Genomic DNA, 25,865 nt, shown 5'->3' with positions numbered 1-25,865 from the left:
ACCGGTGTGCTGAGCGGGCGCTTAGGATGTGGTGGTTGAACCGTCCACCACAGGAGACCCTCTCGTGACCGCCGAAGCCCCGACCGCACCCGTCCTGTCGTACGGCCGGCTCATGCCCGTCACCGTCCACTTCGACGACCTCGACGCCCTCGGACTGCTGCACAACGCCCGCTATCCGCTGCTCGTGGAGCGCGCCTGGGCCGAGCTGTGGCAGGGGCACGGCATCACCTTCGAGGGCGACTGGGCGGCGGCCGGGGACGCCTGCAACGCGGTCAAGGAGCTGACCATCGGCTACGACGCCCCCGTCACCCGCCCCGGCACCTACGCCGTGCACCTGTGGCTGGACCGCCTCGGCACCACGGGCCTCACGTACGGCTTCCGCTTCTGCTCGGCCGACGGCGCCACGACCTACGCGCACGGCACCCGCGTCCTGGTCCGGCTCGACGCCGCGACCCTGCGCCCGGCGCCGTGGAGCGAGGGATTCAGGGCCGCGGGCCGGGAACTGCTTCGGCCGGCCGGCTGACCTTCGGACGGTTGCGGTCCCCGGCCCGCAGCACGCCCGCGAGCGGGGCCAGCGCGCCCGCCAGCACCGTCACCACGGCGAACGACACCGTCAGGCTGGTCACCTGGGCCAGACCGCCGGTCGCACCCGGCGCCACCAGCCCCGAGGTGTACGTGATCGTCGCGACACCGGCGATGGCCAGGCTGGGGTTGGGCCCGCTGCGCCCGGCCGCCGCGAAGCACAGCGGGACGACGACCGCGACGCCGAGCCCCATCAGCGCGAAACCGGTGATGGCCACGGCCGGGTGACCCGCCAGCACGATCAGCAGCCCGCCGAGCCCGGCGACCACACCGCCCGCGCGGACCGTACGGACGGCGCCGTACCGGTCGACCACCTTGTCGCCGGCGATCCGGGCCAGCGCCATCGTCAGCGTGAATCCCGTGGTGCAGGCGGCGGCGAGGCCCGGTGAGGCGTCCAGCCGGTCCTTCAGGTACACCGCCGACCAGTCGAGGCTCGCGCCCTCCGCGAACACCGCGCAGAAGCCGACCGCCCCGATCAGCAGGGCCGGGCGCGGCGGCAGGGCGAACCGCGGCGGCGGCTCCTCGTCCTCGGCGGGCTGGAGGTCCAGCACCCAGGCGCAGGCCACGAACCCGAGCACGGTCAGCACGCCCGCCGCCACCACGTGGTGCAGCCGGGCGTCCACGTCGAGATGGGCGGCCAGCGTGCCGCCCACCGAGCCGATCAGGGCGCCCGCGCTCCACATGCCGTGCAGGCCCGACATGATCGACCGGTCCAGCCGGTTCTCCACCTCCACGCCCAGCGCGTTCATCGCGACGTCCGACATGCCTGCCGTGGCGCCGAAGACGAACAGCGCGAGACAGAGCGTGACCAGGTTCGGCGCCTGGGAGGGCAGCACCAGCGCCAGCGTCCACAGCGCGAGCAGCCCGCGCAGGGCGGTACGGGCGCCGAAGCGATGGGTGATCCTGCCCGCGAGCGGCATGGCCAGCGAGGCGCCGAGCGCGGGGAACGCGAGGGCCAGACCGAGCTGTCCGGGACCGACCGAGGCATGGTCCTGGATCCAGGGCACACGGGTCGCGAACGAGCCGGTCACCGCGCCGTGCACGGCGAACACGGCGGCCACCGCGTAGCGGGCGCGCACCACCGCGCGCCGGTCGACGACACCGGACACCACGTCGTCCATCATCCGTCCCTCCCCCTGGGCCGGCCCCTGCGGCCCGCTCCGCCGCCGTAAACTATCAGGGACCCTGCCTGATAGATAGTGGATTCGACGGGCCCTCCATGGCTCCGGCCCGGCGGCCCGCGCAGGAAGCCTTTGTCAGCCGGCCGTGATCCTTACGGCCCCGCGCGTCTGGGAGGATCCCGGCATGGCCGCATCCCCGAGCACCGCCCGAGCCCTCAACGACCGGCTCGCCCTGCGTCTGCTGCAGGAGGAGGGCCCGCTCACGGCCCCGCAGCTCAAGCGGCTCACCGGACTGTCCCGGCCGACGGTCGCGGACCTCGTCGAACGGCTCACCGCCGCCGGGCTCGTCACCGTCGTCGGCGAGGCCGGGGAGCAGCGGCGCGGCCCCAACGCCAGGCTGTACGGCATCGTCGCCGACCGCGCCCATCTCGCCGCCCTGGACGTGCGCACCGAGGGCGTCACCGTGCTCGTCGCCGACCTGCTGGGCCGCGTGCTCGCGGAGGCGGCCGTGCCGATCGGCGGGGACACCGGCACCGGGTCCGCGGTCGAGCAGTCCGTGGCCCTGGTCGAACGGACGCTGAAGGAGGCCGGTGCGGACCGGCTGCACACGGTCGGGATCGGCGCGCCCGGCCTGATCGACCCGGCGGGCGGCGAACTGCGCGACACCACCAAGCTGCCCGAATGGCACCGCCGTCTGGTGGCCGCCCTCCAGGAACGGCTGCCCGAGGCCCGGGTAAGCGTCGAGAACGAGACCAACCTCGCGGCCCTGGCCGAGCAGCGCGAGGGTGCCGCCCGCGACCGTGACACCTTCGTCCTGCTCTGGCTCGGCCACGGCACCGGCGCGGCCGTCGTCCTCGACGGTGCCCTGCGTCGCGGCGCCTCCGGCGGCACCGGTGAGATCGGCTTCCTGCCCGTCCCCGGCACGGACGCCCTGCCCTCGCGCACGGACTGCGGCGGCGGCTTCCACGCCCTGGCCGGAGCGGAGGCGATCGAGCGGCTGGCGGACGAGCACGGGGTGCGGGGAGAGGCGGCCGGGGCGGAGCCCCGGGCCGCCGCACAGGTGCGGGCGGCCGTGTCAGAGGGCTCCGGTGCCTTCCTCGACGCCCTCGCCGCGCGGCTCGCGATCGGGGTCGCCTCCGTCGTCGCGGTGCTCGACCCGGGCTGCGTCGTCCTCGGCGGCGAGATCGGCCGGGCCGGGGGAGAGGAGCTGGCCCGGAGGGTCGAGGAGCAGGCCCGTCGTATGTCGCCGCTGGACACCGAGGTCCGCCCCGGCGCACTCGGCGGCGCCGCCGTCCTGCGCGGCGCGCTGCTCACCGCCCGCGACCGCGCCCAGGACGAGCTGTTCGCGCCACGGGAGCGGTGAGCCCCGCCCCCGCTCCGGGCCCACCGCCGTTTCCCGCCCGGCGTGACGCCGATACCCGCCGGCCCGTCGGGCGGCACGGGAGCAGCGCGCCTCGCACCAGCCCGTTCCCGCCCCCACGGGACCCCGAGGGCCGCCCGCCCGCGCCCGTCTCAGGCCCTCCGCCCGCCGAACCTGCGCTCCAGGTAGGCCTCGAACGTGCCCTTGCCCACGGAGTGCTCCGGGGTGAGGTGGCCGCCCGCGCGGAAGGCACGGTAGGCGGCGCCCCACAGGGGCACGTTCAGCGGGGCCCGGCGGCGGCCCCTGGCGGCCAGGTAGGAGCGGGTCAGTGACTCGAAGCCGCGCACCTCGGGCCCGCCCATGTCCTCGACCCGGCCCGCGGGAGCGCCGACGGCCAGCTCCGCCAGCCGGTCGGCGACCTCGGCGACCTCGATCGGCTGGTCGCTGACACCGGCGGGCAGCGGCATCACCGGCGACTTGGCCAGCGCCTCGAACAGCTGGACCAGCAGATCGTGGAACTGGGTCGCGCGCACGATCGTCCAGCCCAGCCCCGACTGCTCGACGAGCCGTTCCACGACGAGCTTGGTCCGGTAGTAGGGGAAGGGCACCCGGTCCACCCCGACGATCGAGATGTACACCAGATGGCCGACCCCGGCCCGCCGCGCCGCCTCGATCAGATGCGCCGCGGCCTTCTCGTCGGCCCCGCCGCGCGGCGAGGTCGCGCAGTGCACGATCGTGTCGACACCCGTCACGGCCGCGTCCAGACCGCTGCCGCCCTCGAGCAGGTCGACCGCGTACGGCTGGGCGTGCCTGCTGAGCACCCGTACCTCGTGGCCGTCCGCCCGCAGCCGCTCGGTGACGAGCCGGCCGAGGGTTCCGGTACCGCCGGTCACCAGGATCGTGGTCATGCTGTTCAGCCCCTTAGGGAGGTCCGGCACCCCTCGTCGGGCGCCCTTCACCAGCTATGACCGGACGGCCCCCGGAAATGTGACAACCCGGGGGCGGCGTTTCAGGAACCGGTCAGCTGGCGCCGCAGGAAGTCCAGCTTCTGCGGGTTCAGTACGTTGTGCACCTCGCTGATCAGTCCGTCGCGCTGCTCGACCGCCGCCACCGAGACGATCTGCCCGCCCTCCCAGGCGATCAGCGCGGCAGCGCCGTTGACCTCGGCCGTCGTGAAGGTGATCCCGCTCAGGTAGCGCTCGGAGATGCCCAGCAGGAAGCGGACGACCTTGTCGCGGCCCTCGATCGGCCGCAGGGCCGCGCTGACCTTGCCGCCGCCGTCGCTGAAGAAGGTGACGTCGGCGGCGAGGATCTTCTCCAGGCCCGCCAGGTCGCCGTCGCGGGCCGCGTTCATGAAGGAGACGACCAGTTCCTCCTGGAGCTCCGGCGCCGGCTCGAACCGGTGTTCCTCGTCGGCGATCCGGCGGACCGCCCGGCGGTAGACCTGGCGGCAGTTCGCCTCACCGAGGTCCAGGACGCCCGCGATCTCCCGGTGGCCGTAGCCGAACGCCTCGCGTAGCACGTACACCGCGCGCTCGGTCGGGGTCAGCCGCTCCAGCAGGACGAGCATCGCCACGGACACGGCCTCGCGCTGCTCGGCGGACTCCAGCGGGCCGAGCGTGCCGTCGGAGGTGACCACCGGCTCCGGCAGCCAGGTGCCGGTGTAGGTCTCGCGCCGGGCCCGCGCCGAGGTCAGCCGGGTGAGGCAGAGGTTGGTGACGACCTTGGCGAGCCAGGCCCCGAGACGGTCGATCTCCGCGCGGTCGGCGCCGCTGAAGCGCAGCCAGGCGTCCTGGACCGCGTCCTCCGCCTCGTCCGCGGAGCCGAGCAGCCGGTAGGCCAGGCCGAACAGCCGGGGTCGGTGCGACTGGAACTCGTCGGCGAGCGCGGTGACGGTCATGCCTTCACCCTGCCACGAAGGCCTCCCCGCCGGAGAGACGGGGAGGCCTGGGCGGCGGGGAGACCTTCGTGGTGCGCAGCCTTCCGGCGGTGCGGGCTTGAGAAGACCCGGCGGCGGGGCAAGGGCCGTCGTCACCCGCCGCCGGGCCCGTCCATCGGGGTTCAGCAGGCGCCGAGGTCCTGCCACACACCCCATTCACCGGTGGTGCCGGGCTCCTCGCCCTGCGTCCACCACTTGGCCTTCCACGAGTGCCCCTTGTGGGCGACCGTAGTGCCGCCGCCGTAGGTGCCGGTCGCGCTCCAGGCCGGGGCCGTGCAGGTCCCGCCGGTGGGCGTGGGGGTCGGGGTCGGGGTCGGGCTGCCCGTCGGGGTCGGCGTGGGGGTCGGGGTGGGCGTGGGCGTGGACGTGCCCGGGTCCACCACGGTGGTGCCCCGCGCCAGGTCGTCGGCCAGCGCGTACGTCTTCCCGCCGAAGGTCACCGTCCAGTTGGACGGGGTGGAGACCGGCAGGTAGTACACGAAGTCCAGTTCCACCGAGGCGCCCGGCGCCAGCGTCTGCCAGGCCGGCAGCTTCAGCGACACCCGGTTGTACGGGCCCTTCAGACCGCCGACGTTGCTGCCCGAGTGGTCGCTGCGGATCACCGACGTGCCCCAGCCGGACTGGTCCTTGGCGTTGGCGGGCGCGGAGGTGCCGTAGTCGAACTGGAACTCCGTGCCGCCGGGCAGCGTCACCGACGTGCTGTTGGTGATCTTCAGCTTGGGGCTGATGGGGTAGTTGGAGTCACCGAGGGGGAACTGTCCGAATTCCACGTCGATGTCGATCGCCTGGGACGGAAGAGCGATCGTGGAACGCTTGGCTCCGTACGGAGCCGCGGACTTGAACTTCTCGTACATCGCCGTAGTCAGGGTCGAGCCCGGCTCGTACTGGCCCTTGGCGGCGTTCCACCGGTAGTCGCCGGCGAGCTCCCAGATCATGGTTCCGCCGAGGCCGCCCGCGACGACGTAGTCCGCCTTGGCGTTCACCGACTGCTCGTCCTCGGTGGACAGGAACACCTTCTTCTCGGCGTTCCACAACCAGGGCGCGACCAGGGTGGAGTCGTACTTGCGGGCGTAGGTGCCGGTCAGCCTGGTGTCGGCCGGGAATCCGTACTTAGTGACATAGTCGCCGACGACACCCTTCTCAAGGTTCTTGGCGTGCCACATAGGATTCGAACCGGCCGGTGATTCCTTGCCGTTGGTGTCCAGATCGTGCCAGAGGTTGTCGATGCCGCTGGCACCGTCACCGCACTTGGTGAGGCCGGACCCGGCCGGACAGGTGGTCGTCGCCGCCTTGCCCCACAGACCGTCCGTACCGCCGGTGACGTTCTTGAATCCGCGGGTGTAGTACGGCAGGCCGATGTTGATACGGCCGGCCGGCATCGAGCCGCGGAAGTAGTGAACGGCCCAGTCGGTGTTCAGATATCCGATTCCCCCGTACTGGGAGGTGGAATACACGCCGGCGGCGGCGAGTTCGGCGTCCTTTCCGTCGTCGAACAGCGAGGCGTTCGGGCCGACGTACTCGTTCCAGGCGCCGTGCAGGTCGTAGGACATGATGTTGACGTAGTCCAGGTACTTCTGGACCTGGAACGTCTCCATACCGCGCAGCAGATATCCGGAGGAGGGAGCGGCGACCGAGAGGAGGTAGTGCTTTCCGTCGGCGGCGCCGGCGCGGTCGAGCTTCTCGCGCAGCGTCTTCATCAGGGCCGCGTAGCCCTTGACCAGGCCCGCCCGGCGGGCGTTGGAGAGGGACCAGTCGAGCGGGTTGCCCGCGTCCTTCATCGTCGTCGGGTACTCGTAGTCGATGTCGACGCCGTTGAAGCCGTACTTCCTGATGAACTCGACGGACGAGTCGGCGAAGGTGTCGATGCCCGCCTGGTTCACCGAGCCGTCGGCGTTGGTGGCCATCGAGTAGAAGCCGCCGGAGTTCACCCGGCTGCCGTCGTCGGCGAAATAGCCGCCGGTCTCGGCCCAACCGCCCACGGAGATGAGGGCCTTGACGTTCGGGTGCTGCTTCTTGAATTTGTTCAGCAGGTTGAAGTGGCCCTTGTAGCCGAATGCCGGGTCCATCTCGGCGCCCGCCACGCCGGGCCAGGTCATTCCGGTCGCGGAGTTGTTCGCGCCGTCCGATCCGACGGAGATCTTGTGGGAGCCGTCGATGTGCGCGAAGGCGTAGTTGAGATGGGTGACCTTGTCCCAGGGAATGTCGGAGGCGAGGTAGGCGGGGGTCCCGTCCTTGCCCGTGCGCCAGCCGGTGAAGTAGCCGATGACGCGGCGCTGGTGGTCGGCACCCATCTTCTCGCGCCCGTCGGCGTCGTAGACGGAGCAATAGGGAACTTCGACGCCGGGCGTCCGGTAAAGGCCGTCCGGGCGACAGGAGTCCTGGTCGGCGGCGTGGGAGACGGTGGCCGGGAGGCCGGCCAGCAACAGACCCGCGGCCGCGGCGGCGGCCGCGAACAGGGCGGGTCTCGCTGTGTTGCGCGAGGGGGACATCAAGTCGGTTCCTCTCCACGGAAGTTGCGCAGACCCTAGAGAGGACTAGACCAATGCGTCAATAGGTATGGACCAATCTGGTGCCCCGGTGAATCTTGAGCCGTCGTCGAGCGTTCTGTGAGCGACCCCACAAACATCACCCGCATGGACGAGTGCTCTCCGTGGCAGACTGGCCCTGTACCAGTAGCAGCGCACTCCGGGGTCGGTGAAAGTCCGAACCGGCGGTTACAGTCCGCGACCCGGTCGCCTCCAGCGGCCGGTTGACCAGGTGAAATTCCTGGACCGACGGTTAAAGTCCGGATGGGAGGCAGTGCGCGGCGGGCGAGCACATCTTGTGCGCGTCGCCGTACCGGTTCGCCTTTTGGGCGAACTCTGTCCGGCGTCGCTCCCGGTGTTCTCGTGCGCTCTCTCTGTCGTCATCGACAGGCCCCGGAGTCCGTGCCCGAAGAGGCAGGAGGACCCGGGAAGTGTTCACCGGAATCGTCGAAGAGCTGGGTGAAGTCACCGGCGTCGAGACTCTCGACGACGCCTGTCGCTTCCGGCTGCGCGGACCCGTCGTCACCGAAGGCGCCAAGCACGGTGACTCCATCGCGGTGAACGGCGTGTGCCTGACCGTCGTGGACCACGAGGGCGACGAGTTCACCGCCGACGTCATGGCAGAGACCCTCAAGCGCTCCAGCCTGGGCGCGCTCACCGTCGGCTCGCGCGTCAACCTCGAACGGCCCACGGCCGTGGGCCACCGCCTCGGCGGCCACATCGTCCAGGGCCACGTCGACGGCACCGGCGCGGTGGTCGGGCGCAGCCCCTCGGAGCACTGGGAGATCGTCACGATCTCCCTGCCCGCCGACCTCGCGCGCTACGTCGTCGAGAAGGGCTCCATCACCATCGACGGCATCAGCCTCACCGTCGTGGAGGTGGGCGCCGACTACTTCACCGTCAGCCTCATCCCCACCACGCTCGCGCTGACCACGCTCGGCCACAAGCAGGCCGGCGACCCGGTCAACCTCGAGGTCGACATCATCGCCAAGTACGTCGAGCGTCTGCTCACCACCGGCCGGGGGGAGGGGGCGTGAACTGGCTCAACTCCGAGGCGTTCGTCCTGTTCGACCAGCGCATCATCTGGTCGGACATGGCGGGCAACGTCCTCGGACTGATCGCCCTCACCCTCGGCTGGCGCCGCTCGGTGCTGACCTGGCCCGTGCAGTTCCTGGCCGGTCTCATCCTCTTCGGCGCCTTCTACGGCCACCTCACCGGCAGCGCCGGCAAGCAGGTCGTGGTCATGCTCGTCGCACTGTACGGCTGGTGGCGGTGGAGCCGCCGGGGACGGAGCACGGACGGTCACATCTCCGTACGCTTCGCCACCTGGACCGAGCGCGGCGCCATGGCCGCAGCGGCAGCCGCCGGCACCGTCGCCGTCGCCCTGCTGTTCGAGGCGTATCCGAGCCTGTCCTGGGATCCCTGGCCGGACGCCTACATCTTCGTCGGCACGATCGTCGCCATGTACGCGCAGGCACGCGGCATGGTCGAGTTCTGGCTCGCCTGGCTGCTCGTCGACGTCGTCGGCGTGCCGCTGAACTTCGCCAACGGTTACGCGTTCTCCGGTTTCGTCTACGTCATCTACGGCGCGCTCGTCCTGTGGGGCCTGCGCGACTGGTGGCTGCGCTCCCGCAACGGTGCGCGGCCGGCCCTGGAAGGAGCGCCCGCATGAACACCACCCCCGTCCTCTACAGCACCGACGACCTCGACGACTTCGTCCTCGACCCGATCGAGCGCGCCATCGCCGACATCGCGGCCGGCCGTCCGATCGTCGTCGTGGACGACGAGGACCGCGAGAACGAGGGCGACCTCGTCATCGCCGCCGAGCACGCCACCCCCGAGATCGTCGCCTTCATGATGAGCGAGTGCCGCGGTCTGATCTGCGCCCCCATGGAGGGCGACGAGCTGGAGCGTCTCCAGCTCCCGCAGATGGTCGCCGCCAACACCGAGTCGATGCAGACCGCGTTCACCGTCTCCGTCGACGCCTCCGCGGTCTACGGCGTGACCACCGGCATCTCCGCCTCCGACCGCGCCACCACGCTCCAGCTGCTGGCGAGCGGCACCGCCCAGGCCGACGACTTCGTCCGCCCCGGCCACGTCTTCCCACTGCGCGCCAAGCCCGGCGGCGTCCTGACCCGCAACGGCCACACCGAGGCCGCCGTCGACCTCGCCCGCCTCGCGGGCCTGCGTCCGGCCGGCGCCATCGTGGAGATCGCGGGCGAGGACGGCACCATGCTGCGGCTGCCCGAGCTGATCCCGTTCGCCCGCAAGCACGGCCTGACGATCATCTCCATCGAGGACCTGATCGCCTACCGTCGCTCCACCGAGCCCACCGTCCGCCGCGAGGCCGAGACCCGGCTGCCCACCGCCCACGGCACCTTCACCGCCGTCGGCTACCGCTCCACCGTGGACGGCGTCGAGCACGTCGCCCTCGTCCACGGCGACCTCGGCGACGGCAAGGACGTGCTGGTCCGGATGCACTCCGAGTGCCTCACCGGCGACATCTTCAGCTCCCAGCGCTGCGACTGCGGCCCCCAGCTCGACGCCTCCCTGGAGCGCATCCAGGCCGAGGGCCGCGGCGTGGTGGTCTACCTCCGCGGCCACGAGGGACGCGGCATCGGCCTGATGTCCAAGCTGCGCGCCTACGAGCTCCAGGAGCGCGGCCGCGACACCCTGGACGCCAACCTCGAACTCGGTCTGCCCGCCGACGCCCGCGACTACGGCGCCGGCGCGCAGATGCTGAAGGACCTCGGCGTCGTCAGCGTCCGGCTGATGACCAACAACCCCGACAAGACCGACGCGCTCGTCCGGCACGGCATCGAGGTCAGCGGGCGCGAGCCGATGCCCGTGCACGCGGGCGAGCACAACCTCCGCTACCTGCGCACCAAGCGGGACCGGATGGGACACGATCTGCCCTGGCTGGACACGCCCGCCGCGGCAGCCCCCGCGTCGACGTCCACCTGCAAGAACCAGTAACCGACCGGCCATCTGCGACATCCGGCAACAGACCAGCGAGGAGACACAACACCGTGAGCGGCAAGGGCGCACCCAACCTGTCCGTACGCAACGTCGGCGACCTTAGGGTCGCGGTGATCGCGGCGCAGTGGCACGAGAAAGTGATGGACGGACTGGTCGACGGCGCCCTGCGCGCCCTGCACGACCTCGGCATCGACGAGCCGACCCTGCTCCGGGTCCCCGGCGCCTGGGAGCTCCCGGTCGTCGCCAAGGTCCTCGCCGGCCGCGGCTACGACGCCGTCGTCGCCCTCGGTGTCGTCATCCGCGGCGGCACCCCCCACTTCGAGTTCGTGTGCCAGGGCGTCACCCAGGGCCTGACCCAGGTGTCCGTCGAGACCGGCGTCCCCGTCGGCTTCGGTGTGCTCACCTGCGACACCGAGGAGCAGGCCCTGGACCGGGCCGGTCTGGCCGGCTCCAACGAGGACAAGGGGCACGAGGCGGTCACCGCCGCCGTCGCCACCGCGGCCACCCTGCGTTCAGTATCTGAACCGTGGCGCTGACAAGTGCCGGGGACCGCGTAGGGTAAGGGCCACCATGTCCAAGAAGACGTTCGAGGAGCTCTTCACCGAGCTCCAGCACAAGGCCGCCACCGGCGACCCCGCCACCTCCCGCACCGCCGAACTCGTGGGCAAGGGCGTCCATGCCATCGGCAAGAAGGTCGTCGAGGAGGCCGCCGAGGTCTGGATGGCCGCCGAGTACGAGGGCAAGGAAGCGGCAGCCGAGGAGATCTCCCAGCTGCTGTACCACGTCCAGGTGATGATGGTCGCCCGCGGCATCTCCCTCGACGACGTCTACGCCCACCTGTAAGCACCCCGCACCCGTCCGCCGCAAGACATCACGCAAAGGAAGCCGACCTCATGCTGCGCATCGCCGTCCCCAACAAGGGTTCCCTCTCAGGCCCTGCGGCGGACATGCTGCATGAGGCCGGCTACCAGCAGCGCCGGGAGTCCAAGGAACTGCGGATCGTCGACCCGGAGAACGAGGTCGAGTTCTTCTACCTCCGCCCCCGCGACATCGCGATCTACGTCTCCTCCGGCCGCCTGGACATCGGCATCACCGGGCGCGACCTGCTGATCGACTCCGGCGCCAACGCCGAGGAGATCCTCCCGCTCGGCTTCGCCCGCTCCACCTTCCGCTACGCCACCAAGCCCGGCACCGCCAAGGGCGTCGAGGACCTCGGCGGCATGACGGTCGCCACCTCCTACGAGGGCATCGTCGCCAAGCACCTCGCCGACAGCGGCATCGACGCCTCGGTCGTCCACCTCGACGGCGCCGTCGAGACGGCCATCGAGCTGGGTGTGGCCGAGGTCATCGCGGACGTCGTCGAGACCGGTACCTCGCTGCGCAACGCGGGCCTGGAGGTCATCGGCGAGCCGATCATGAGGTCCGAGGCGCTGGTCGTCCGGCGCACCGGCGCCGACCCCGACGACCCCAAGGTCCAGCAGTTCCTGCGCCGCCTCCAGGGCGTCCTGGTCGCCCGGACGTACGTGATGATGGACTACGACATCCGCGCCGAGCACCTGGAAGCGGCCGTCGCCATCACCCCCGGCCTGGAGGGCCCGACCGTGTCCCCGTTGCACAACGAGGGCTGGGTCGCCGTCCGCGCCATGGTGCCGACCAAGGAGGCGCAGCGGATCATGGACGACCTGTACGCCATCGGCGCGCGGGCCATCCTGACCACCGCCATCCACGCCTGCCGGCTCTGACGGGCGCGCTCGACATGTCGGAACTTCCCGCCCTCCCCGTCACCTTCCGGCCCGGCCGCACCCGTGCGGTGCTGCTCACGGCCGCCACCGCGATCTTCGTGGTCGTCTCGGCCGTCGCCCTGCTCCTGGAGCGCCTCAGCCCCGGTGAGCGGATCAGCTTCGTGTTCACGGCCGCCCTGCTCTCCGGCGTCGTGGTGATGCTGGCCCGGCCCAAGGTCGTCGCCGACGAGAACGGCGTCACCGTCGTCAACTTCGCCAGCACCCGCCGACTGGGCTGGCCCGAGATCGTCCAGGTGAACCTGCGCGTCGGCGACCCCTGGGTGTTCCTCGACCTCAGCGACGGCACCAGCCAGCCCGCCATCGGGATCCAGCCCGGCATCGCGAAGGAGCAGGCCATCGCCGACGCGCGGACGCTGCGCGCGCTCGTCGAGGCCCGCTCCGGGCACGACCCCGAGGCGTCCCGGAGCTGACGTGCGGGGTGATCCCGGGGCCGACTCTGGGGCGTTCACCCTGCCGCACGGGCCCGTGTCTTGATTAATCTGGTGGCGGAGGCGTTTTCGCTGCGCCTCCGCCCCTGTGGCACCGCCCGGTGCACAGGGGTTCCTGCTACCCGAGGAGTGACCCTCTCCGGCGATGGACGGATCGTCCTGCAGTACCTGCGCCGCCCCCTGTCGACATAGCACGCACCCCTTCACCGGAGTCCGTGCCCTTGCGCAGGCGGTGGCATCATGAGCACCCCCCTGCTGCTCCTCGCAGCCGCGTTCCTGCTCATCCTGGCCAACGGCTTCTTCGTGGCGGCCGAGTTCGGTCTGGTGACCGTCGAACGCCCCGAGGCCGAGAAGGCCGCCGCCGAAGGCGACCGCCGCGCCCGTACGGTCGTGGAGTCGCTGAAGGAACTCTCCTTCCAGCTCTCCGGCACCCAGCTCGGCATCACCATCACCTCTCTCGTCGTCGGCATGCTCGCCGAACCGGCCCTGGCCGAGCTGCTCGACGGCCCGGTCACCGCGCTCGGCGTACCCGAGGGAGCCGTCTCCGGCGTGGCCGTGATCATCGGCATGCTGTTCGCCTCCGCCGTCCAGATGGTCGTCGGCGAACTGGTGCCCAAGAACTGGGCCGTGTCCCGCCCGATGCAGGTCGCGCGCTTCGTCGCCGGCCCGCAGCACGCCTTCGCCCGGCTGTTCCGGCCGGTGATCGCCGGGCTCAACGCGGTCGCCAACCGGCTGGTGCGCGCCCTCGGCGTCGAGCCCACCGAGGAGCTGGCCTCCGCCCGCACCCCCGGTGAGCTGGTCTCCCTGGCCCAGCACTCCGCCCAGGCCGGCGCCCTGGAGCAGGACACGGCCGACCTGTTCGTGCGCACCCTGTCGCTGGCCGAGCTGACCGCCCAGCATGTGATGACGCCCCGGGTGAAGGTCAGCGCCCTGCAGTCCTCCGCCACCGCCGAGGACGTCGTCAACCTCACCCGCGCCACCGGTCTGTCGCGCTTCCCCGTCTACCGGGAGAAGATCGACGAGATCGTCGGCATGGCGCATCTGAAGGACGCCCTGGCGGTGCCCGTGCAGGAGCGGCTGCGCACCCCGGTCGCCCGGATCGCCCGGCCCGCGCTGCTCGTTCCCGAGACCCTCCCGGTGCAGCCGCTGCTGGCCCGGCTGCGCAGCGAGCAGCCCATCGCCGTCGTCGTCGACGAGTACGGCGGCACGGCAGGCGTGGTCACCCTGGAGGACATCGTCGAGGAGATCGTCGGCGAGGTCCGCGACGAGCACGACGGCCAGGACACCCCCGAGCTCGCCCCCGCCCCGGCGGAGGACGGCCGGCCCGCCTGGGACGTGGACGGCAGCTGCCGTGTCGACACCCTGGCGCGGATAGGCCTGGACGTGCCCGAGGGCCCCTACGAGACCGTCGCCGGTCTGGTCGCCGATCTGCTCGGCCGTATCCCGGCCGCCGGTGACCGGGCCGAGCTGCCCGGCTGGCGGCTCTCCGTGCGCCGGGTCGGTCACTACCGGGCCGAGCGGGTGCGCCTGGTGCGCACCGCCGCCGTCCGGGAGGCCGCCCGATGAGCGTCCTGCAACTGCTGTTCGCCGCGCTGCTGGTCCTCGCCAACGGCTTCTTCGTCGGCGCCGAGTTCGCCCTGGTGTCGGTGCGCCGCAGCCAGATCGAGCCGCTCGGCACCGCGCGGGCCCGCCAGGTGCTGCACGGCCTGGAGCGGCTGCCGCGGATGATGGCCGCCGCCCAGTTCGGCATCACCATCTGCTCCCTGACACTGGGCGCGGTCGCCGAGCCGACCGTGGCGCATCTGCTGGAGCCCCTCTTCGAGCGGATGCATCTGCCGCACGGCGTGATCCACCCGCTCGGCTATGTCATCGCGCTCGCCGCCGTGGTCTTCTTCCACCTCGTCATCGGCGAGATGGTCCCGAAGAACCTCGCCATGGCGGCCCCCGAGAAGGCCGCGCTCTGGCTGGCCCCCGGCCTGGTCGCGTTCGCCCGGGTCTGCGGGCCGGTCACCCATGCCCTGGGCTACTGCGCCCAGGCCGTCCTGCGTCTGTTCCGGGTCGAACCCAAGGACGAGGTCGAGGCGGTCTTCACCAGCGTCCAGCTCGGCCGGCTCGTCGAGGACTCCGGCCAGGCCGGTCTGCTCGACCCGGAGGAGCAGGAACGCCTGGAGGACGCCCTGGAGCTGGCCTCCCGCCCGGTGACGGACGTGCTGCTGCGCGGCGAGTCCCTGGTGACGGTGGGCCCGTCGGTCACCCCGGGCCGCATCGTGGAGCTCACGGCGAGGACGGGCTACTCCCGCTTCCCCCTCGCCGCGGACAACGGGGTCTACATGGGGTACGTCCACGTCAAGGACGTCCTCGACCTGGAGGACTCCGACCGAGCCGTCCCGCAGCACGTCTGGCGCCATATGACGACCCTCCGGTCCGACCTGCCCCTCGACGACGCCCTCACGGTCATGCGCCGGGCGGGGACCCACCTCGCCCAGGTGGCCGACGCCTCGGGCCGGGTGCTGGGCCTGGTCGCCCTGGAGGACGTGCTGGAGCTGATCGTCGGCGAGGTGCGGGACCCGGCCCACCGGGCTCCGGCACCCTCCCCGGCACCGGTCTCGGCCCCGGAGGTACGGGTCACCGAGCCGAGGCCGACGGGGGAGCCGGAAGGAGTGCTGGCCTCGTAGCCGCGCCGCCGGGGGTGCGGGCCGGGTCGACGGCCCGCCCGCACCTCACGCGGTACGGTCCGGCGCGCCGGGTCTCCGACGGCGGGCCGTACCGGCCCGCGGATCTCCCACGGCGGGTCGTACCGGCCCTACAGGGCCGACGGGTCCTGCGGGCCGCGCCCCGACAGCACCTCGCCGTAGGCCTGCATCAGATCCGGCAGCCGTAGCGTCGCCAGGTCGTCCCTGGACAGGGTGCCGGGGTAGGCGGACAGCCGCAGATCCCGGTACGCGCAGCTCTTCTCGTACAGGGTCCGCAGGAAACGGCCGTTGCCCAGCTCGTCGATCCACCCCTGGTCGACGACGTGCCCCGCGATGGACCGCAGTTCGTCGATCGCCTCGTCGTCCCAGGCGTCGCCGTTCTCCGCGGCCAGCACCTCGCCGATCGCGGTGAGTTCGAGCGGCCGGTAGGAGGGGAAGTCGACCCGGGTCGTGAACCGTGAGGACAGCCCGGGGTTGGCGGCGAGCAGCCGGTCCATGCCCTCGGGGTAGCCGGCCAGGATCACCACGAGATGGTCGCGGTTGTCCTCGGCTCGCTTCAGCAGCACCTGGAGGGCCTCGTCGCCGTACGCGTCGCCCTTGCCGTAGCCGGAGTTGGAGAGCGAGTAGGCCTCGTCGACGAAGAGGACGCCGCCGAGCGCGGAGTCGATCAGCTCGTTGGCCTTCACGGCGGTCTGCCCGAGGTACTCGCCGACGAGGTCAGCCCGCTGGGCCTCCACCAGATGGTCGCCGCCCAGCAGGCCGAGGGCGTAGAAGACCCGGCCGAGAATGCGGGCCACCGTGGTCTTGCCGGTGCCGGAGGGGCCGGAGAAGACGAAGTGCCGCTTGGGCGGCTGGACCGGCAGCCCCTGACCGGTCCGCAGCCGTGCCATGTTCAGCTGCGCGGACAGGGCCTTGACCTGGCGTTTCACCGGCTCCAGGCCCACCATGCGCTCAAGTTCCGCGAGCGCCTCGTCGAGTAACGCGGGGTCCGTCGGGCCGGCGGGCAGCGGCCCGGAGGGCACCACGGTCTTCTCGCGTACGGCCGGGTCGGTCACGGCGGGCAGCGGCGCGGCCGGCGGCAGCAGATCGGGCTCGGGCAGCCGAAGGTCACGGCCGTCCATGCCGAAGAGCGGGTCGAGGACGTCCATCCCGTCCACGCTGTCCTGCCCGGCCCCGGCCAGGGTGATGGCCGCCAGGTCGGCGGTCTCGTCGTAGCCGTCGCCCTCGGAGATCGCGGCGAGCCGGGCCGAGGTGTCCATGAACGCGGGATCGACGCGGTGCACGGCCCGGTACAGCGGCAGCGCGGCCGCCGAGCGGCCGGTGCCCTCGTGGGCGCGGGCCAGCCAGTAGCGCAGCTCCTTGCGCTGCGGCTGCTCGCTGCGGCAGCGCATCAGCGCGGCCGACAGCAGCGGCTCGGCCTGTCCGTACATCTCCAGCCGCACCCGGGCCATGCCCCCGAACAGCCCGGCCTCGATGCCGAGCAGCGGGTCGTCGATCAGCGAGTCGGTGTGCCGGACGAGCTGCTCCCAGTCCTTGACCAGATAGGAGCGGCAGGCGTGCAGGAACCGCACCTGCGGGTCGGCGTCCACGGGCGGCAGTCCGGCCAGCGCCCGGTCCAGCTCGGGCACATGGCGTCCGTCCAGCCAGTGCGAGGCGTGCGCGAGCAGCAGATCGCGCGGACTCTCCAGCACCGGCTGCACCCACCAGCCCAGCCAGTACCAGGAGTTGAGCGTGCGCCTGTGCCGGGCGCGCTGTTCGCCGAAGCGGTCGCGGTGCCGGAACATCCGCAGCAGCGCGGTCGTCGTGTCGACCCGCAGCGCGTGCAGTCCGAGCCAGCCGTCCGCCATCCCGGGGTCGAGCCGTACCGCGGAGCGGAATTCCTCCTCCGCCTGCGGATAGGCGCCCATGGTGTAGGCGTCGACACCTCGCAACCAGGCGAGGTCGGCCGGGGCCTCGGGGCCCTGCATGCCGAAGTCCATCACGTCCCCCACAAGCCGTGCCCCCGCTGGTTCACCGGCGGGCGCTCGCCCGTCGGCCGTCGTGCTCGAACCGCCGTGCCGCGGACCGGAGTTGCCCGACGCGACCCTCGTACGAAGGTCGCTCCGAGGGCATCGTACCTGCGTGGGTGTCGCCCGCCGAAGGGTGCGGCACCGGCCGTTCGGTGCGCCGGGAGCGGGCGGGGGCGCACCCCCGATTCGGTGACCGAGGGTGAGTATGCGGCGCCTCACAGCGCTCGGCCGGGGGTGTGAGGGCAGAACGAAGCCCCCGGTCACGGGGGAACAACCGGGGGCTTCGCGTCGATGGGGCGCCCTTTCGGTGCGCACATTGAGAACGTAAGTCCTGTACGGCCTGACGGTCAAGCGGAGTTGGGGCACCGATCAAAGTTCAGGTGACGCGATCTTCACCGTTCCGCCATGTCTACAGTCACTTACGGAGTGTCACATGACGGCGTCGGCAGCGGGTCCGGGCAGCACCTCGTATCCCGCCGGCACCTGCCGCACCACGAGATCGGCAAAGGGGCGCGAAGGGTCCCCGGCGAAGTGCCGCCGCTCCGCCGGGACCCAGCCGTCCCAGAACACGCGCTGCTCCGCACCGTCCCGCGCCCGCCCGCGGGCCCACGCCTCCCGAGGCGGCATCTCCATCCACAGCAGCCGCGCGAGATACGGCCGCAGCGCCCGGCGCCCCGCACCGACCCCCTCGATCAGCACCACCTCGGCCGACGGCAGCTCCCGCGGCGGACCGAAGCGCCGCGCGCTCCAGTCGTACGGCCGGTACGCGGCCGGTTCGGCCCGGGACAGCGGCTCGACGACCTGCCGCAGCACCCGGTCCGTCCAGGCGAACAGCTCCTCGTGCGTGGCGATGTCGTCCAGGCGCAGCACCGGCACCCCGCCCAGCGCCCCGGCCAGCCGCCCGGCGAAGGTCGACTTACCGGAACCGGCGTGTCCGTCGACGGCGACCAGCCGGACGGGTCCGCAGGACGGCGGAAGGGCCCGCAGACGGCGGGCGAGCTCGGGCAGCGAGGACGGGTTCACCCGCCCATCATCCCCGCCGCTCCCGCCATGCCGAGGTCCAGGTCATGCCAGTGGTCGAAACCAATATTGGTGGCCGCGGCATGCCCCCAGATGCTGGCTGGAGCAGGGTGCCTGCGGCCATAGTTGGCGGACGCAGCCATGCATCGGGCCCGCCCCGACTCGGACACCTGGGAGTCACACACCCATGAGCAGAGCCGAACAGCCGTCCCGCAGAAGCGTTCTGGCCGCTGCCGTCGCCGCCGCGGTCGTCACCGGCGCGGGCCCGGCGGCGGCCGACACCGCGGCCGGGACCCGCACCGGCACCGAGGGGGCGGCGGGCGCCGACCACCTCGTCGACAACCGCGCCTGGACCACCTGCACCGACTGGCGCTCGGGCACCGCCCGCGGCACCCGCGCGGTCGCGGGCGCCCGCCCGGCGCTCGTGCTCGCCACCCCGGCCGGCACCGCCGAGTACACCGACCCGCACACCGGCACCACCGCCGCGTGGGAGTACGCGACCTGGACCTCGCCGCTCCACGCGCTGTCCGTCCCCGCCACCGAGGTCATCGCGTCCTGGAACGCCGACACCCCGGCCGGCACCTGGATCCAGGTGGAACTGCTCGGCACCTACTCGGACGGCACGCAGACTCCGTGGTACGTGCTGGGCCGATGGGCCGCGGGTGACGAGGACATCCGGCGCACCTCGGTCGACGACCAGAGCGACGGCCGCAGCAGCGTCTGGACCGACACCTTCGCGATCGACGACGCCTCGACCGGCCTGCGGCTGGCCTCCTACCGGCTGCGGCTGACCCTGTACCGCCGTCCCGGCACCAAGGCCACCCCGGCCGTGTGGCGGCTCGGCGCGATGGGCTCCGACGTCCCCGACCGCTTCACCGTGCCCGCCTCCACCCCCGGCCTGACCAGGGAACTCGGCGTCCCGCGCTACTCGCAGGAGATCCACAAGGGCCAGTACCCCGAGTACGACAACGGCGGCGAGGCCTGGTGCAGCCCGACCTCCTCGCAGATGATCGTCGAGTACTGGGGCGCCCGGCTCGGCGAGGAGCAGCTGTCCTGGGTCGACCCGGCCTTCGCCGACCCGCAGGTGTGCCACGCGGCGCGGTACACCTACGACTACCAGTACGCGGGCTGCGGCAACTGGCCGTTCAACGCCGCCTACGCCGCCACCTTCCGGGGCCTTCAGGGTGTGGTCACCCGGCTGCATTCGCTGGCCGACCTGGAGACGCTGATCGAGGCCGGCATCCCGGCCATAACGTCCCAGTCCTTCCGCGCGGACGAGCTGACCGGCGCCGGGTACGGCACCTCCGGACATCTGATGACGGTGATCGGCTTCACCGCCGAAGGCGATGTGATCGCCAACGACCCGGCCTCGCCGAGCAACGAGGCGGTGCGCCGGATCTACCTGCGCCGCGAGTGGGAGAACATCTGGCTCCGCACCAAGCGGTACAACGCCTCCGGCAAGGTCGCCTCCGGCACCGGCGGGGTCTGCTACCTCTACTTCCCGGCCCACCCGACCCCGCGCCAGCGCCGGGCGCTGGCGGCGGTGGGGGTGCGCTGAACGCGGCCGGGCGGGCCGCCCCTCGCCGGGGACGGCCCGCCCGGCTGTGAGCAAGCTCTCGGCCGCAAAAGCCGCCTCTGGTGGCAAGGTGGACAGCATGACCACGAACGCAGCCGCCTCCGCCCGGGTGACCACGGGCGGGCCCACGGAGGACGACGGCCCGAAGATCGCCGAGCACGTCATGGGCTGGATCCTCGTCGTGGTCGTCGCGATGCTGGTGACCCGGCTCGGTCTGCTCTGACGCGATTCCGCCCGCCCCCGGTGCGGCCCGCGCAGGCTGCGAGAGCGGTGCTCCGCCCGCCCTGGCTCGTTCCACCCGGTCACCGCTGTCCGTTCCGCCGGATAGAGAACCTCTCAGCCGGAGTAGGTCCTCCTGCCCCGGATCGAGGCGCTTTGTCACCCGTTGCGGGAGCCCCCGGGACCCAACTCCGGCCGCTGTGACCGGCACTCGGACCTCTGTGACCTGAACCACCCATGACCTGACATACTGCGGGGGTCCCGCCGCCCGTTGGATTTCAGGTTCGAAATTGGACATCAGTCACCAGCGTGACGCCGCCCGCCCGAGGGTCCGCGGCACCGACCGCTCGCTGGCGCGCCGCGCCGAACTCATCGCCATCGGGCGCAAACTGTTCGCCGACACGTCCTACGACGCGCTCTCCATGGACGACATCGCCCGCCAGGCCCATGTCGCCAAGGGCCTGATCTACTACTACTTCCAGTCCAAGCGCGGCTACTACCTGGCCATCGTCGAGGACTCGGTCGCCGACCTGGTCGGCTTCGCCGCGAGCGGGCTCGAACTGCCCGCGGTGGACCGGGTGCAGCGGACCATCGAGGGCTATCTGCGCTACGCCGAGCACCACCACGCCGCCTACCGCACCATCGTCAGCGGCGGCGTCGGCTTCGACGCCGAGGTGCACGCCATCCGGGACGGGGTGCGCGAGGCGATCGTGTCGACCATCGCCGAAGGGGCGTACGGCCGCCGGGAGATCGGGTCCGTGGCCCGGATGGGGCTGCTGGGCTGGGTCTGCGGTGTCGAGGGCGCCACGCTGGACTGGATCGACCGGCCCGGACTGTCCCGCGACGACATGCGCGAACTGCTGGTGAAGATGCTCGGCGGCACTCTGCGAGCCATCGAGGAACTCGACCCGGCCCACCCGGCCCCCGAGCCCGCCCGGCGGCCCGTGTGAGCGGGGCGGGAGCGTCGCTCCCGCCCCACCCCGCGCCGGAACCGGGTCAGTTGATCGCGCGGATCAGCTCACCGTTCGCGGTGTCCCCGCTCAGCTCCCAGAAGAAGGTGCCGCCGAGGCCCTGGCCGTTCTTGTAGGCCATCTTCCCCGCGATGGTCGCCGGGGTGTCGTAACTCCACCAGTTGCTGCCGCACTTGGCGTACGCGGTGCCGCCGACCGTGCCGGTCACCGGGCACTTGGTCTTGAGGACCTTGTAGTCCTCGATGCCCTGCTCGTACGTGCCCGCCGCCGGACCTGTCGCCGTGCCGCCCGGCGCCGCCTTGGTCACTCCGGTCCAGCCGCGGCCGTAGAAGCCGATGCCGAGCAGCAGTTTGGAGGCCGGGATGCCGAGGCCCCTGAGCTTGGCGATGGTCGCCGAGGTGTACAGGTTGGCCTTCGGGATGCCGCTGTAGGAGTTCAGCGGCGAGTGCGGGGCGGTGGGGCCCGCGGCGTCCCAGGCGCCGAAGTAGTCGTACGTCATCGGGTTGTACCAGTTGACGTACTGCGCGGCGCCCGCGTAGTCGGCGGCGTCGATCCTGCCGCCGGCGGTCGCGTCGGCGGTGATCGCGGCGGTGACCAGGTTGCCGGAGCCGAACTTGGCGCGCACCGCCTGCATCAGGTTTTTGAAGGCCGCCCGGCCGCTGGTGTCGCAGCTCGCGCCGCAGGCGTTGGGGTACTCCCAGTCGATGTCGATGCCGTCGAAGACGTCCCGCCACTTGGAGTTCTCGACCAGGTCGTAGCAGGACTGGGCGAAGGCCGCCGGGTTGCGGGCCGCCTCGCCGAAGCCGCTGGACCAGTTCCAGCCGCCGAAGGACCAGAGGACCTTGAGGCCGGGGTGCTTCTTCTTGAGCTTGCGCAGCTGGTTGAAGTTGCCGCGCAGCGGCTGGTCCCAGGTGTCGGCCACGCCGTCCACCGACTCGGCGGCGGTGTAGGCGCGGTCGGTGGCGGCGTAGCCGTCGCCCATCACGCACTTGCCGCCGGTGACGTTGCCGAAGGCGTAGTTGATGTGGGTCAGCCGGGAGCCGGAGCCGGAGGTCTCGATGTTCTTGACGAAGTACTTGCGGTCATAGGTGCCCCATTCGGTGAAGTAGCCGACGACCTTCGAGCCGGCGGCGGTCTCGGCCGCGGGGGCGGTCGTCGTCGCGGTGGCGGTGCCCGCGCCGGCCAGCAGTCCGGCGCCGAGCACGCCGCTACAGAGCGCGGCGACAAGGGTACGCAGGGGAGTTCGCATCGGTGTCTCCTCGTGGGGGAGAGGGGGACATGCGCCGGCACGGCCGCCCATGGGCAGGGCTGCCCTATTGGCATGGACGCGATAAATGCCGGTGATCCGACACCGTAGGAGGACTAGACCACTGCGTCAATGGTGCGTACCAATCCCGTCGGTTGTGGGATTACCAGAAGTAAGCGCTCGTTAACCAGTGACTCGCGGCCGCCGATCGGGCATACTCACAGCGCCGAGCCGCTGGTCAGCAGCCTTCCGAGACCCGGAACTGCGAGCATCGACCGGCACCCAGCCAGACCAGGCGGTGCCGCCCACACGACGGGCCGGGCCGCCCGTGCCCGACAGGGAGGAGAGCGTCGCCATGCCCGACCGCGCCCCGCAGCCGGTGGATCGTCAACTGCCCACGGACGAGGCCCGGGATCTGATCTCGCTCGTCCGTGACATCGCGCAGCGCGAGATCGCTCCGGCGGCGGCCGAGGAGGAGGACGCCGGGATCTTCCCCCGCGAGACCTTCACCCTGCTCTCCCGCTCGGGCCTGCTCGGCCTGCCCTACGACGCCGAGTACGGCGGCGGCGAGCAGCCCTACGAGGTCTACCTCCAGGTCCTCGAAGAGCTCGCGATGGCCCGGCTCACGGTCGGTCTCGGGGTCAGTGTCCACACCCTCGCCTCCTACGGGCTCGCCGCCTACGGCACCAAGGAGCAGCAGACCGAGCACCTGCCCGCCATGCTCGGCGGCGGTCTGCTCGGCGCCTACTGTCTCTCCGAGCCCGCCTCCGGCTCCGACGCCGCCTCGCTGCGCACCAAGGCCGTGCGCGACGGCGACGACTGGGTGATCAGCGGCACCAAGGCGTGGATCACCCACGGCGGCATCGCCGACTTCTACACCGTGATGGCCCGCACCGGCGAGGACGGAGCGCGTGGCATCACCGCGTTCCTGGTGCCCGGCGACGCCGAGGGGCTGAGCGCGGCCGCGCCGGAGAAGAAGATGGGCATGAAGGGCTCGCCCACCGCCCAGGTCCACCTCGACGGCGTCCGCGTCCCCGACAGCCGCCGCATCGGCGAGGAGGGCCAGGGCTTCTCCATCGCCCTGTCGGCGCTCGACTCCGGGCGCCTCGGCATCGCCGCCTGCGCCATCGGTGTCGCCCAGGCCGCCCTCGACGAGGCCGTGGCGTACGCGAAGGAGCGCCGCCAGTTCGGCCGCCCGATCGCCGACTTCCAGGGCCTGCGGTTCATGCTCGCCGACATGGCCACCCAGATCGAGGCCGGCCGCGCGCTGTACCTGTCGGCGGCACGGCTGCGCGACGCGGGGCTGCCCTTCGCCAAGCAGGCGGCCATGGCCAAGCTGCACTGCACGGACACCGCCATGAAGGTCACCACCGACGCCGTCCAGGTGCTCGGCGGCTACGGCTTCACCGCCGACTTCCCGGCCGAGCGGTTCATGCGCGAGGCGAAGGTGCTTCAGATCGTCGAGGGCACCAACCAGATCCAGCGAGTGGTCATCGCCCGTCACCTCGCGGGTCCGGAGACCCGCTGAACTGACCGGGCCGCACCACGGGCGCCGCGAGCCGCACCCACTCGGGGTCGTGGCGCCCCGGCAGTGTGCGGCCACGGCTGGCCCAGGCGCGCATCAGATCGCGGTAGATGGGCGGATCCGCGGGCGGCGGCGGCGCGGCCATCGGCGGCGGAAGCGGAACCGATTCTGCCAAGGCCGGCACGAAGGATCGGAGCTGACGCCCGGTGGCGGTACGGGTGGGGGTCATACCGGTCCAACGCCGCGGGAGGGCCAGGGGTCACGGTCGGCATGCCCGGCCGCGCCTTCACGAGTGACACATCCGCGAGCCGCGGGCGCACACGCGTGCGGTCGTTCCCCGGGCTGATCTGCTCGCCCCCGCTCGCCGCCGGAGCCGCCGAGCCGCCGCGCAACGCCCCAACACGCCGTCTGCGCATGGGTAGTTGAGGAATCGGCACACCTGCCCCTGAGCTCGGCCACCCTCACCTGGCCGCGGGCACAGCCGGCTTTGGTCACCCTCGCCCGGCTGCGGACACACCGAACCCGCACCACGGCGGTCTGCGAGCCGTGGTGCGGGGCAGTTACCGGTGCTGGACGCGAAGAACGCGAAGAACGCGAAGAACGCGGCTCAGGCGGCCTGGCGTCGCATCGAGGGGACCCGCATCGGGCGCGAGCCCGGTCCGCCGACGTGCGAGAAGGGCTGCATCCGCCAGTCGAGTCCCTGCGGGAGCGTCAGCAGCAGCGCGGTGTCCTGCTCCTGCGGCTCGAAGGTCTCGTCGGCCGGGCGGGCCTCGGTGGCGCCGCGGCCGGTTCCCGGGCACACCGTGAGCCCGAACGGGTTCCACGGCGACGCGCACAGCGCGTGCTCCGGCAGGGACTCCTCGTCCGCCAGGAGCGCGATGGGCTGCGCGCAGTCCGGGCAGATCACCCGGAACATCTCGAAGGTGTCGTACGTGTCGTCGAAGTCATCGCCGAAGGCGTCGGATTCGACGCCCTCCGGAGTGGGCTCGACGACCGGCTGCTGCCGCTTGGGCGCGGTACGACCAGGACGCTTAAGACTCTGCATGGGTTCTCCCCCTCGGGCTGGGCCGTGAAGGCACTGCGGCCTCGACCACAGCAAGCACTTCCCGTCCGGCATCGGGGGTAACCACGAGAGCATCACGGACGTCACCCCGGGCTTGTGGTGTTCGTCACACGGCGTTCGAAAGTGCAGGAAAACGGCGTGTCGGGGCCCCCGATCCGCTCCGGATCCGCCCCCTGTCCGCTCCGGCCGGGCTCTGCCGAGCCTCTGTCAGATCACGAACCGGGCATGACCACGGCTGTCGAGGTATCCGAGGAGATCAAGCGCACTGTAGGTTCTTGCGCCATGGAGGAGCTGGACCGTCAGATCGTGCAGCTGCTCGTCAAGGACGGGCGGATGAGCTACACAGACCTCGGCAAGGCCACGGGCCTGTCCACGTCGGCCGTGCACCAGCGGGTGCGCCGGCTGGAGCAGCGTGGTGTCATCCGCGGTTACGCGGCCGTGGTGGACCCCGAGGCCGTCGGGCTGCCCATGACCGCCTTCATCTCGGTCAAACCCTTCGACCCCAGCGCCCCCGACGACATCGCCGACCGGCTCGTCGGCGTGCCCGAGATCGAGGCGTGCCACAGCGTCGCGGGCGACGAGAACTACATCATCAAGGTCCGTGTCGCCACGCCCCACGAACTGGAGGGCCTGCTGGCCCGCGTCCGTTCGCTGGCCGGGGTCTCGACGCGCACGACGGTCGTGCTGTCCACGCCGTACGAGGCGCGACCCCCGCGGATCTGACGACGGGTCCTACGGGCGTACGGAGGTCGCGGACGCACCCCGGCCCCCGCTCCCGGCCCGCTGCTCCCGCCCCCGGCTCCTGCG

General features: G+C 71.7%; 24 protein-coding genes and 1 riboswitch. Of the genes, 16 read left to right on the top strand and 8 right to left on the bottom strand.

Going from position 1 to position 25,865, the window contains the following annotated elements:
* The first annotated feature begins 64 nt into the window (after positions 1–64).
* Positions 65–523 carry an acyl-CoA thioesterase gene (locus tag ACZ6SQ_RS02495; RefSeq protein WP_469555922.1) on the top strand — a complete coding sequence of 153 codons (459 nt, stop codon included), beginning with the start codon at positions 65–67 and terminating at the stop codon, positions 521–523.
* On the opposite strand, the gene ACZ6SQ_RS02490 is transcribed toward ACZ6SQ_RS02495, so the two are convergent.
* Positions 483–1,703, bottom strand: a complete 1,221-nt coding sequence (locus ACZ6SQ_RS02490; RefSeq protein WP_469556607.1) for an MFS transporter — start codon at positions 1,701–1,703, stop codon at positions 483–485. The genes ACZ6SQ_RS02495 and ACZ6SQ_RS02490 overlap by 41 nt on opposite strands.
* A 184-nt stretch (positions 1,704–1,887) precedes the next feature.
* Between ACZ6SQ_RS02490 and ACZ6SQ_RS02485 the strand changes: the two genes are divergently transcribed.
* A complete protein-coding gene (locus ACZ6SQ_RS02485) occupies positions 1,888–3,066 on the top strand; it encodes an ROK family transcriptional regulator (protein WP_469555919.1) in 1,179 nt (392 codons plus the stop codon).
* A gap of 149 nt (positions 3,067–3,215) precedes the next feature.
* Here ACZ6SQ_RS02485 and ACZ6SQ_RS02480 read toward each other — a convergent pair whose 3' ends face one another.
* The 3 genes from ACZ6SQ_RS02480 to ACZ6SQ_RS02470 form a co-directional block, all read right to left on the bottom strand.
* Positions 3,216–3,971, bottom strand: coding sequence for an SDR family oxidoreductase (locus ACZ6SQ_RS02480; protein WP_469555916.1), 756 nt, complete (start codon positions 3,969–3,971; stop codon positions 3,216–3,218).
* 101 nt (positions 3,972–4,072) lie between these two features.
* A complete protein-coding gene (locus ACZ6SQ_RS02475) occupies positions 4,073–4,963 on the bottom strand; it encodes an RNA polymerase sigma-70 factor (protein ID WP_469555914.1) in 891 nt (296 codons plus the stop codon).
* A gap of 161 nt (positions 4,964–5,124) precedes the next feature.
* Positions 5,125–7,494: a chitinase C-terminal domain-containing protein gene (locus ACZ6SQ_RS02470; RefSeq protein WP_469555911.1), complete on the bottom strand. Its 2,370-nt coding sequence runs from the start codon at positions 7,492–7,494 to the stop codon at positions 5,125–5,127.
* A 184-nt stretch (positions 7,495–7,678) separates the two neighbouring features.
* Positions 7,679–7,809, top strand: a riboswitch (FMN riboswitch).
* Positions 7,810–7,958: 149 nt separating this feature from the next.
* Between ACZ6SQ_RS02470 and ACZ6SQ_RS02465 the strand changes: the two genes are divergently transcribed.
* The 9 genes from ACZ6SQ_RS02465 to ACZ6SQ_RS02425 all read left to right on the top strand — a co-directional run bounded on the left by ACZ6SQ_RS02465 (position 7,959) and on the right by ACZ6SQ_RS02425 (position 15,411).
* Positions 7,959–8,564: a riboflavin synthase gene (locus tag ACZ6SQ_RS02465; protein WP_386384338.1), complete on the top strand. Its 606-nt coding sequence runs from the start codon at positions 7,959–7,961 to the stop codon at positions 8,562–8,564.
* Positions 8,561–9,199 carry a nicotinamide mononucleotide transporter family protein gene (locus ACZ6SQ_RS02460; RefSeq protein ID WP_469555907.1) on the top strand — a complete coding sequence of 213 codons (639 nt, stop codon included), beginning with the start codon at positions 8,561–8,563 and terminating at the stop codon, positions 9,197–9,199. Before ACZ6SQ_RS02465 ends, ACZ6SQ_RS02460 begins: the two co-directional genes overlap by 4 nt.
* Positions 9,196–10,503 carry a bifunctional 3,4-dihydroxy-2-butanone-4-phosphate synthase/GTP cyclohydrolase II gene (locus ACZ6SQ_RS02455; protein ID WP_469555905.1) on the top strand — a complete coding sequence of 436 codons (1,308 nt, stop codon included), beginning with the start codon at positions 9,196–9,198 and terminating at the stop codon, positions 10,501–10,503. The genes ACZ6SQ_RS02460 and ACZ6SQ_RS02455 overlap by 4 nt, the downstream gene beginning before the upstream one ends.
* 53 nt (positions 10,504–10,556) lie before the next feature.
* Positions 10,557–11,042 (top strand): 6,7-dimethyl-8-ribityllumazine synthase, encoded by a 486-nt coding sequence (ribH, locus tag ACZ6SQ_RS02450; protein WP_386384332.1) that lies wholly within the window; start codon positions 10,557–10,559, stop codon positions 11,040–11,042.
* A gap of 34 nt (positions 11,043–11,076) precedes the next feature.
* Positions 11,077–11,349 carry a phosphoribosyl-ATP diphosphatase gene (locus ACZ6SQ_RS02445; protein ID WP_026249121.1) on the top strand — a complete coding sequence of 91 codons (273 nt, stop codon included), beginning with the start codon at positions 11,077–11,079 and terminating at the stop codon, positions 11,347–11,349.
* 50 nt (positions 11,350–11,399) lie between these two features.
* Complete coding sequence (gene hisG / locus ACZ6SQ_RS02440) at positions 11,400–12,248, top strand: ATP phosphoribosyltransferase (protein ID WP_386384328.1); 849 nt, start codon at positions 11,400–11,402, stop codon at positions 12,246–12,248.
* Between the two features lie 14 nt (positions 12,249–12,262).
* Positions 12,263–12,718 (top strand): PH domain-containing protein, encoded by a 456-nt coding sequence (locus ACZ6SQ_RS02435; protein WP_469555900.1) that lies wholly within the window; start codon positions 12,263–12,265, stop codon positions 12,716–12,718.
* Between the two features lie 258 nt (positions 12,719–12,976).
* Positions 12,977–14,302, top strand: coding sequence for a hemolysin family protein (locus ACZ6SQ_RS02430; RefSeq protein ID WP_469555896.1), 1,326 nt, complete (start codon positions 12,977–12,979; stop codon positions 14,300–14,302).
* Positions 14,299–15,411 (top strand): hemolysin family protein, encoded by a 1,113-nt coding sequence (locus tag ACZ6SQ_RS02425; protein WP_469555893.1) that lies wholly within the window; start codon positions 14,299–14,301, stop codon positions 15,409–15,411. Before ACZ6SQ_RS02430 ends, ACZ6SQ_RS02425 begins: the two co-directional genes overlap by 4 nt.
* Before the next feature lie 128 nt (positions 15,412–15,539).
* Here the strand turns inward: ACZ6SQ_RS02425 and ACZ6SQ_RS02420 are convergent, their stop codons facing one another.
* Both ACZ6SQ_RS02420 and ACZ6SQ_RS02415 read right to left on the bottom strand, forming a co-directional pair.
* Positions 15,540–17,408, bottom strand: coding sequence for an AAA family ATPase (locus ACZ6SQ_RS02420; protein WP_469555891.1), 1,869 nt, complete (start codon positions 17,406–17,408; stop codon positions 15,540–15,542).
* A gap of 459 nt (positions 17,409–17,867) precedes the next feature.
* The gene (locus tag ACZ6SQ_RS02415; protein ID WP_469555886.1) at positions 17,868–18,461 is read right to left on the bottom strand and encodes a uridine kinase family protein; all 594 of its coding nucleotides are present in this window, start codon (positions 18,459–18,461) and stop codon (positions 17,868–17,870) included.
* A 184-nt stretch (positions 18,462–18,645) separates the two neighbouring features.
* On the opposite strand from ACZ6SQ_RS02415, the gene ACZ6SQ_RS02410 reads away from it, so the two are divergent.
* The 3 genes from ACZ6SQ_RS02410 to ACZ6SQ_RS02400 all read left to right on the top strand — a co-directional run bounded on the left by ACZ6SQ_RS02410 (position 18,646) and on the right by ACZ6SQ_RS02400 (position 21,203).
* Entirely contained in the window at positions 18,646–20,016 is a 1,371-nt protein-coding gene (locus tag ACZ6SQ_RS02410; RefSeq protein ID WP_469555883.1) for a peptidase C39 family protein, read from the top strand.
* A gap of 97 nt (positions 20,017–20,113) precedes the next feature.
* Entirely contained in the window at positions 20,114–20,257 is a 144-nt protein-coding gene (locus ACZ6SQ_RS02405; protein ID WP_469555880.1) for an SCO1431 family membrane protein, read from the top strand.
* Between the two features lie 286 nt (positions 20,258–20,543).
* Positions 20,544–21,203: a TetR/AcrR family transcriptional regulator gene (locus tag ACZ6SQ_RS02400; protein ID WP_469555877.1), complete on the top strand. Its 660-nt coding sequence runs from the start codon at positions 20,544–20,546 to the stop codon at positions 21,201–21,203.
* A 46-nt stretch (positions 21,204–21,249) separates the two neighbouring features.
* Here ACZ6SQ_RS02400 and ACZ6SQ_RS02395 read toward each other — a convergent pair whose 3' ends face one another.
* Positions 21,250–22,473 carry a glycoside hydrolase family 18 protein gene (locus ACZ6SQ_RS02395; RefSeq protein WP_469555874.1) on the bottom strand — a complete coding sequence of 408 codons (1,224 nt, stop codon included), beginning with the start codon at positions 22,471–22,473 and terminating at the stop codon, positions 21,250–21,252.
* 352 nt (positions 22,474–22,825) lie between these two features.
* On the opposite strand from ACZ6SQ_RS02395, the gene ACZ6SQ_RS02390 reads away from it, so the two are divergent.
* The gene (locus ACZ6SQ_RS02390) at positions 22,826–23,998 is read left to right on the top strand and encodes an acyl-CoA dehydrogenase family protein (RefSeq protein WP_469555871.1); all 1,173 of its coding nucleotides are present in this window, start codon (positions 22,826–22,828) and stop codon (positions 23,996–23,998) included.
* A 604-nt stretch (positions 23,999–24,602) separates the two neighbouring features.
* Here ACZ6SQ_RS02390 and ACZ6SQ_RS02385 read toward each other — a convergent pair.
* Positions 24,603–25,040 (bottom strand): hypothetical protein, encoded by a 438-nt coding sequence (locus ACZ6SQ_RS02385; protein WP_386384306.1) that lies wholly within the window; start codon positions 25,038–25,040, stop codon positions 24,603–24,605.
* A gap of 300 nt (positions 25,041–25,340) precedes the next feature.
* Here ACZ6SQ_RS02385 and ACZ6SQ_RS02380 point away from each other — a divergent pair, with 300 nt between their 5' ends.
* The gene (locus ACZ6SQ_RS02380; RefSeq protein ID WP_386384404.1) at positions 25,341–25,781 is read left to right on the top strand and encodes an Lrp/AsnC family transcriptional regulator; all 441 of its coding nucleotides are present in this window, start codon (positions 25,341–25,343) and stop codon (positions 25,779–25,781) included.
* Positions 25,782–25,865 lie beyond the last annotated feature (84 nt).

Source organism: Streptomyces sp. NPDC048600, assembly GCF_055587025.1.
Note: the sequence above shows the minus strand (reverse complement) of the source record. Positions and strands in the feature narration are given on the sequence as shown.

Coding starts and splice junctions, on each gene's coding strand:
- ACZ6SQ_RS02490 (WP_469556607.1), bottom strand. CDS start 1,703: ATGGACGACGTGGTGTCCGGTGTCGTCGACCGGCGCGCGGTGGTGCGC.
- ACZ6SQ_RS02485 (WP_469555919.1), top strand. CDS start 1,888: ATGGCCGCATCCCCGAGCACCGCCCGAGCCCTCAACGACCGGCTCGCC.
- ACZ6SQ_RS02480 (WP_469555916.1), bottom strand. CDS start 3,971: ATGACCACGATCCTGGTGACCGGCGGTACCGGAACCCTCGGCCGGCTC.
- ACZ6SQ_RS02475 (WP_469555914.1), bottom strand. CDS start 4,963: ATGACCGTCACCGCGCTCGCCGACGAGTTCCAGTCGCACCGACCCCGG.
- ACZ6SQ_RS02455 (WP_469555905.1), top strand. CDS start 9,196: ATGAACACCACCCCCGTCCTCTACAGCACCGACGACCTCGACGACTTC.
- ACZ6SQ_RS02445 (WP_026249121.1), top strand. CDS start 11,077: ATGTCCAAGAAGACGTTCGAGGAGCTCTTCACCGAGCTCCAGCACAAG.
- hisG (WP_386384328.1), top strand. CDS start 11,400: ATGCTGCGCATCGCCGTCCCCAACAAGGGTTCCCTCTCAGGCCCTGCG.
- ACZ6SQ_RS02435 (WP_469555900.1), top strand. CDS start 12,263: ATGTCGGAACTTCCCGCCCTCCCCGTCACCTTCCGGCCCGGCCGCACC.
- ACZ6SQ_RS02430 (WP_469555896.1), top strand. CDS start 12,977: ATGAGCACCCCCCTGCTGCTCCTCGCAGCCGCGTTCCTGCTCATCCTG.
- ACZ6SQ_RS02425 (WP_469555893.1), top strand. CDS start 14,299: ATGAGCGTCCTGCAACTGCTGTTCGCCGCGCTGCTGGTCCTCGCCAAC.
- ACZ6SQ_RS02420 (WP_469555891.1), bottom strand. CDS start 17,408: ATGGACTTCGGCATGCAGGGCCCCGAGGCCCCGGCCGACCTCGCCTGG.
- ACZ6SQ_RS02410 (WP_469555883.1), top strand. CDS start 18,646: ATGAGCAGAGCCGAACAGCCGTCCCGCAGAAGCGTTCTGGCCGCTGCC.
- ACZ6SQ_RS02405 (WP_469555880.1), top strand. CDS start 20,114: ATGACCACGAACGCAGCCGCCTCCGCCCGGGTGACCACGGGCGGGCCC.
- ACZ6SQ_RS02395 (WP_469555874.1), bottom strand. CDS start 22,473: ATGCGAACTCCCCTGCGTACCCTTGTCGCCGCGCTCTGTAGCGGCGTG.
- ACZ6SQ_RS02390 (WP_469555871.1), top strand. CDS start 22,826: ATGCCCGACCGCGCCCCGCAGCCGGTGGATCGTCAACTGCCCACGGAC.
- ACZ6SQ_RS02385 (WP_386384306.1), bottom strand. CDS start 25,040: ATGCAGAGTCTTAAGCGTCCTGGTCGTACCGCGCCCAAGCGGCAGCAG.
- ACZ6SQ_RS02380 (WP_386384404.1), top strand. CDS start 25,341: ATGGAGGAGCTGGACCGTCAGATCGTGCAGCTGCTCGTCAAGGACGGG.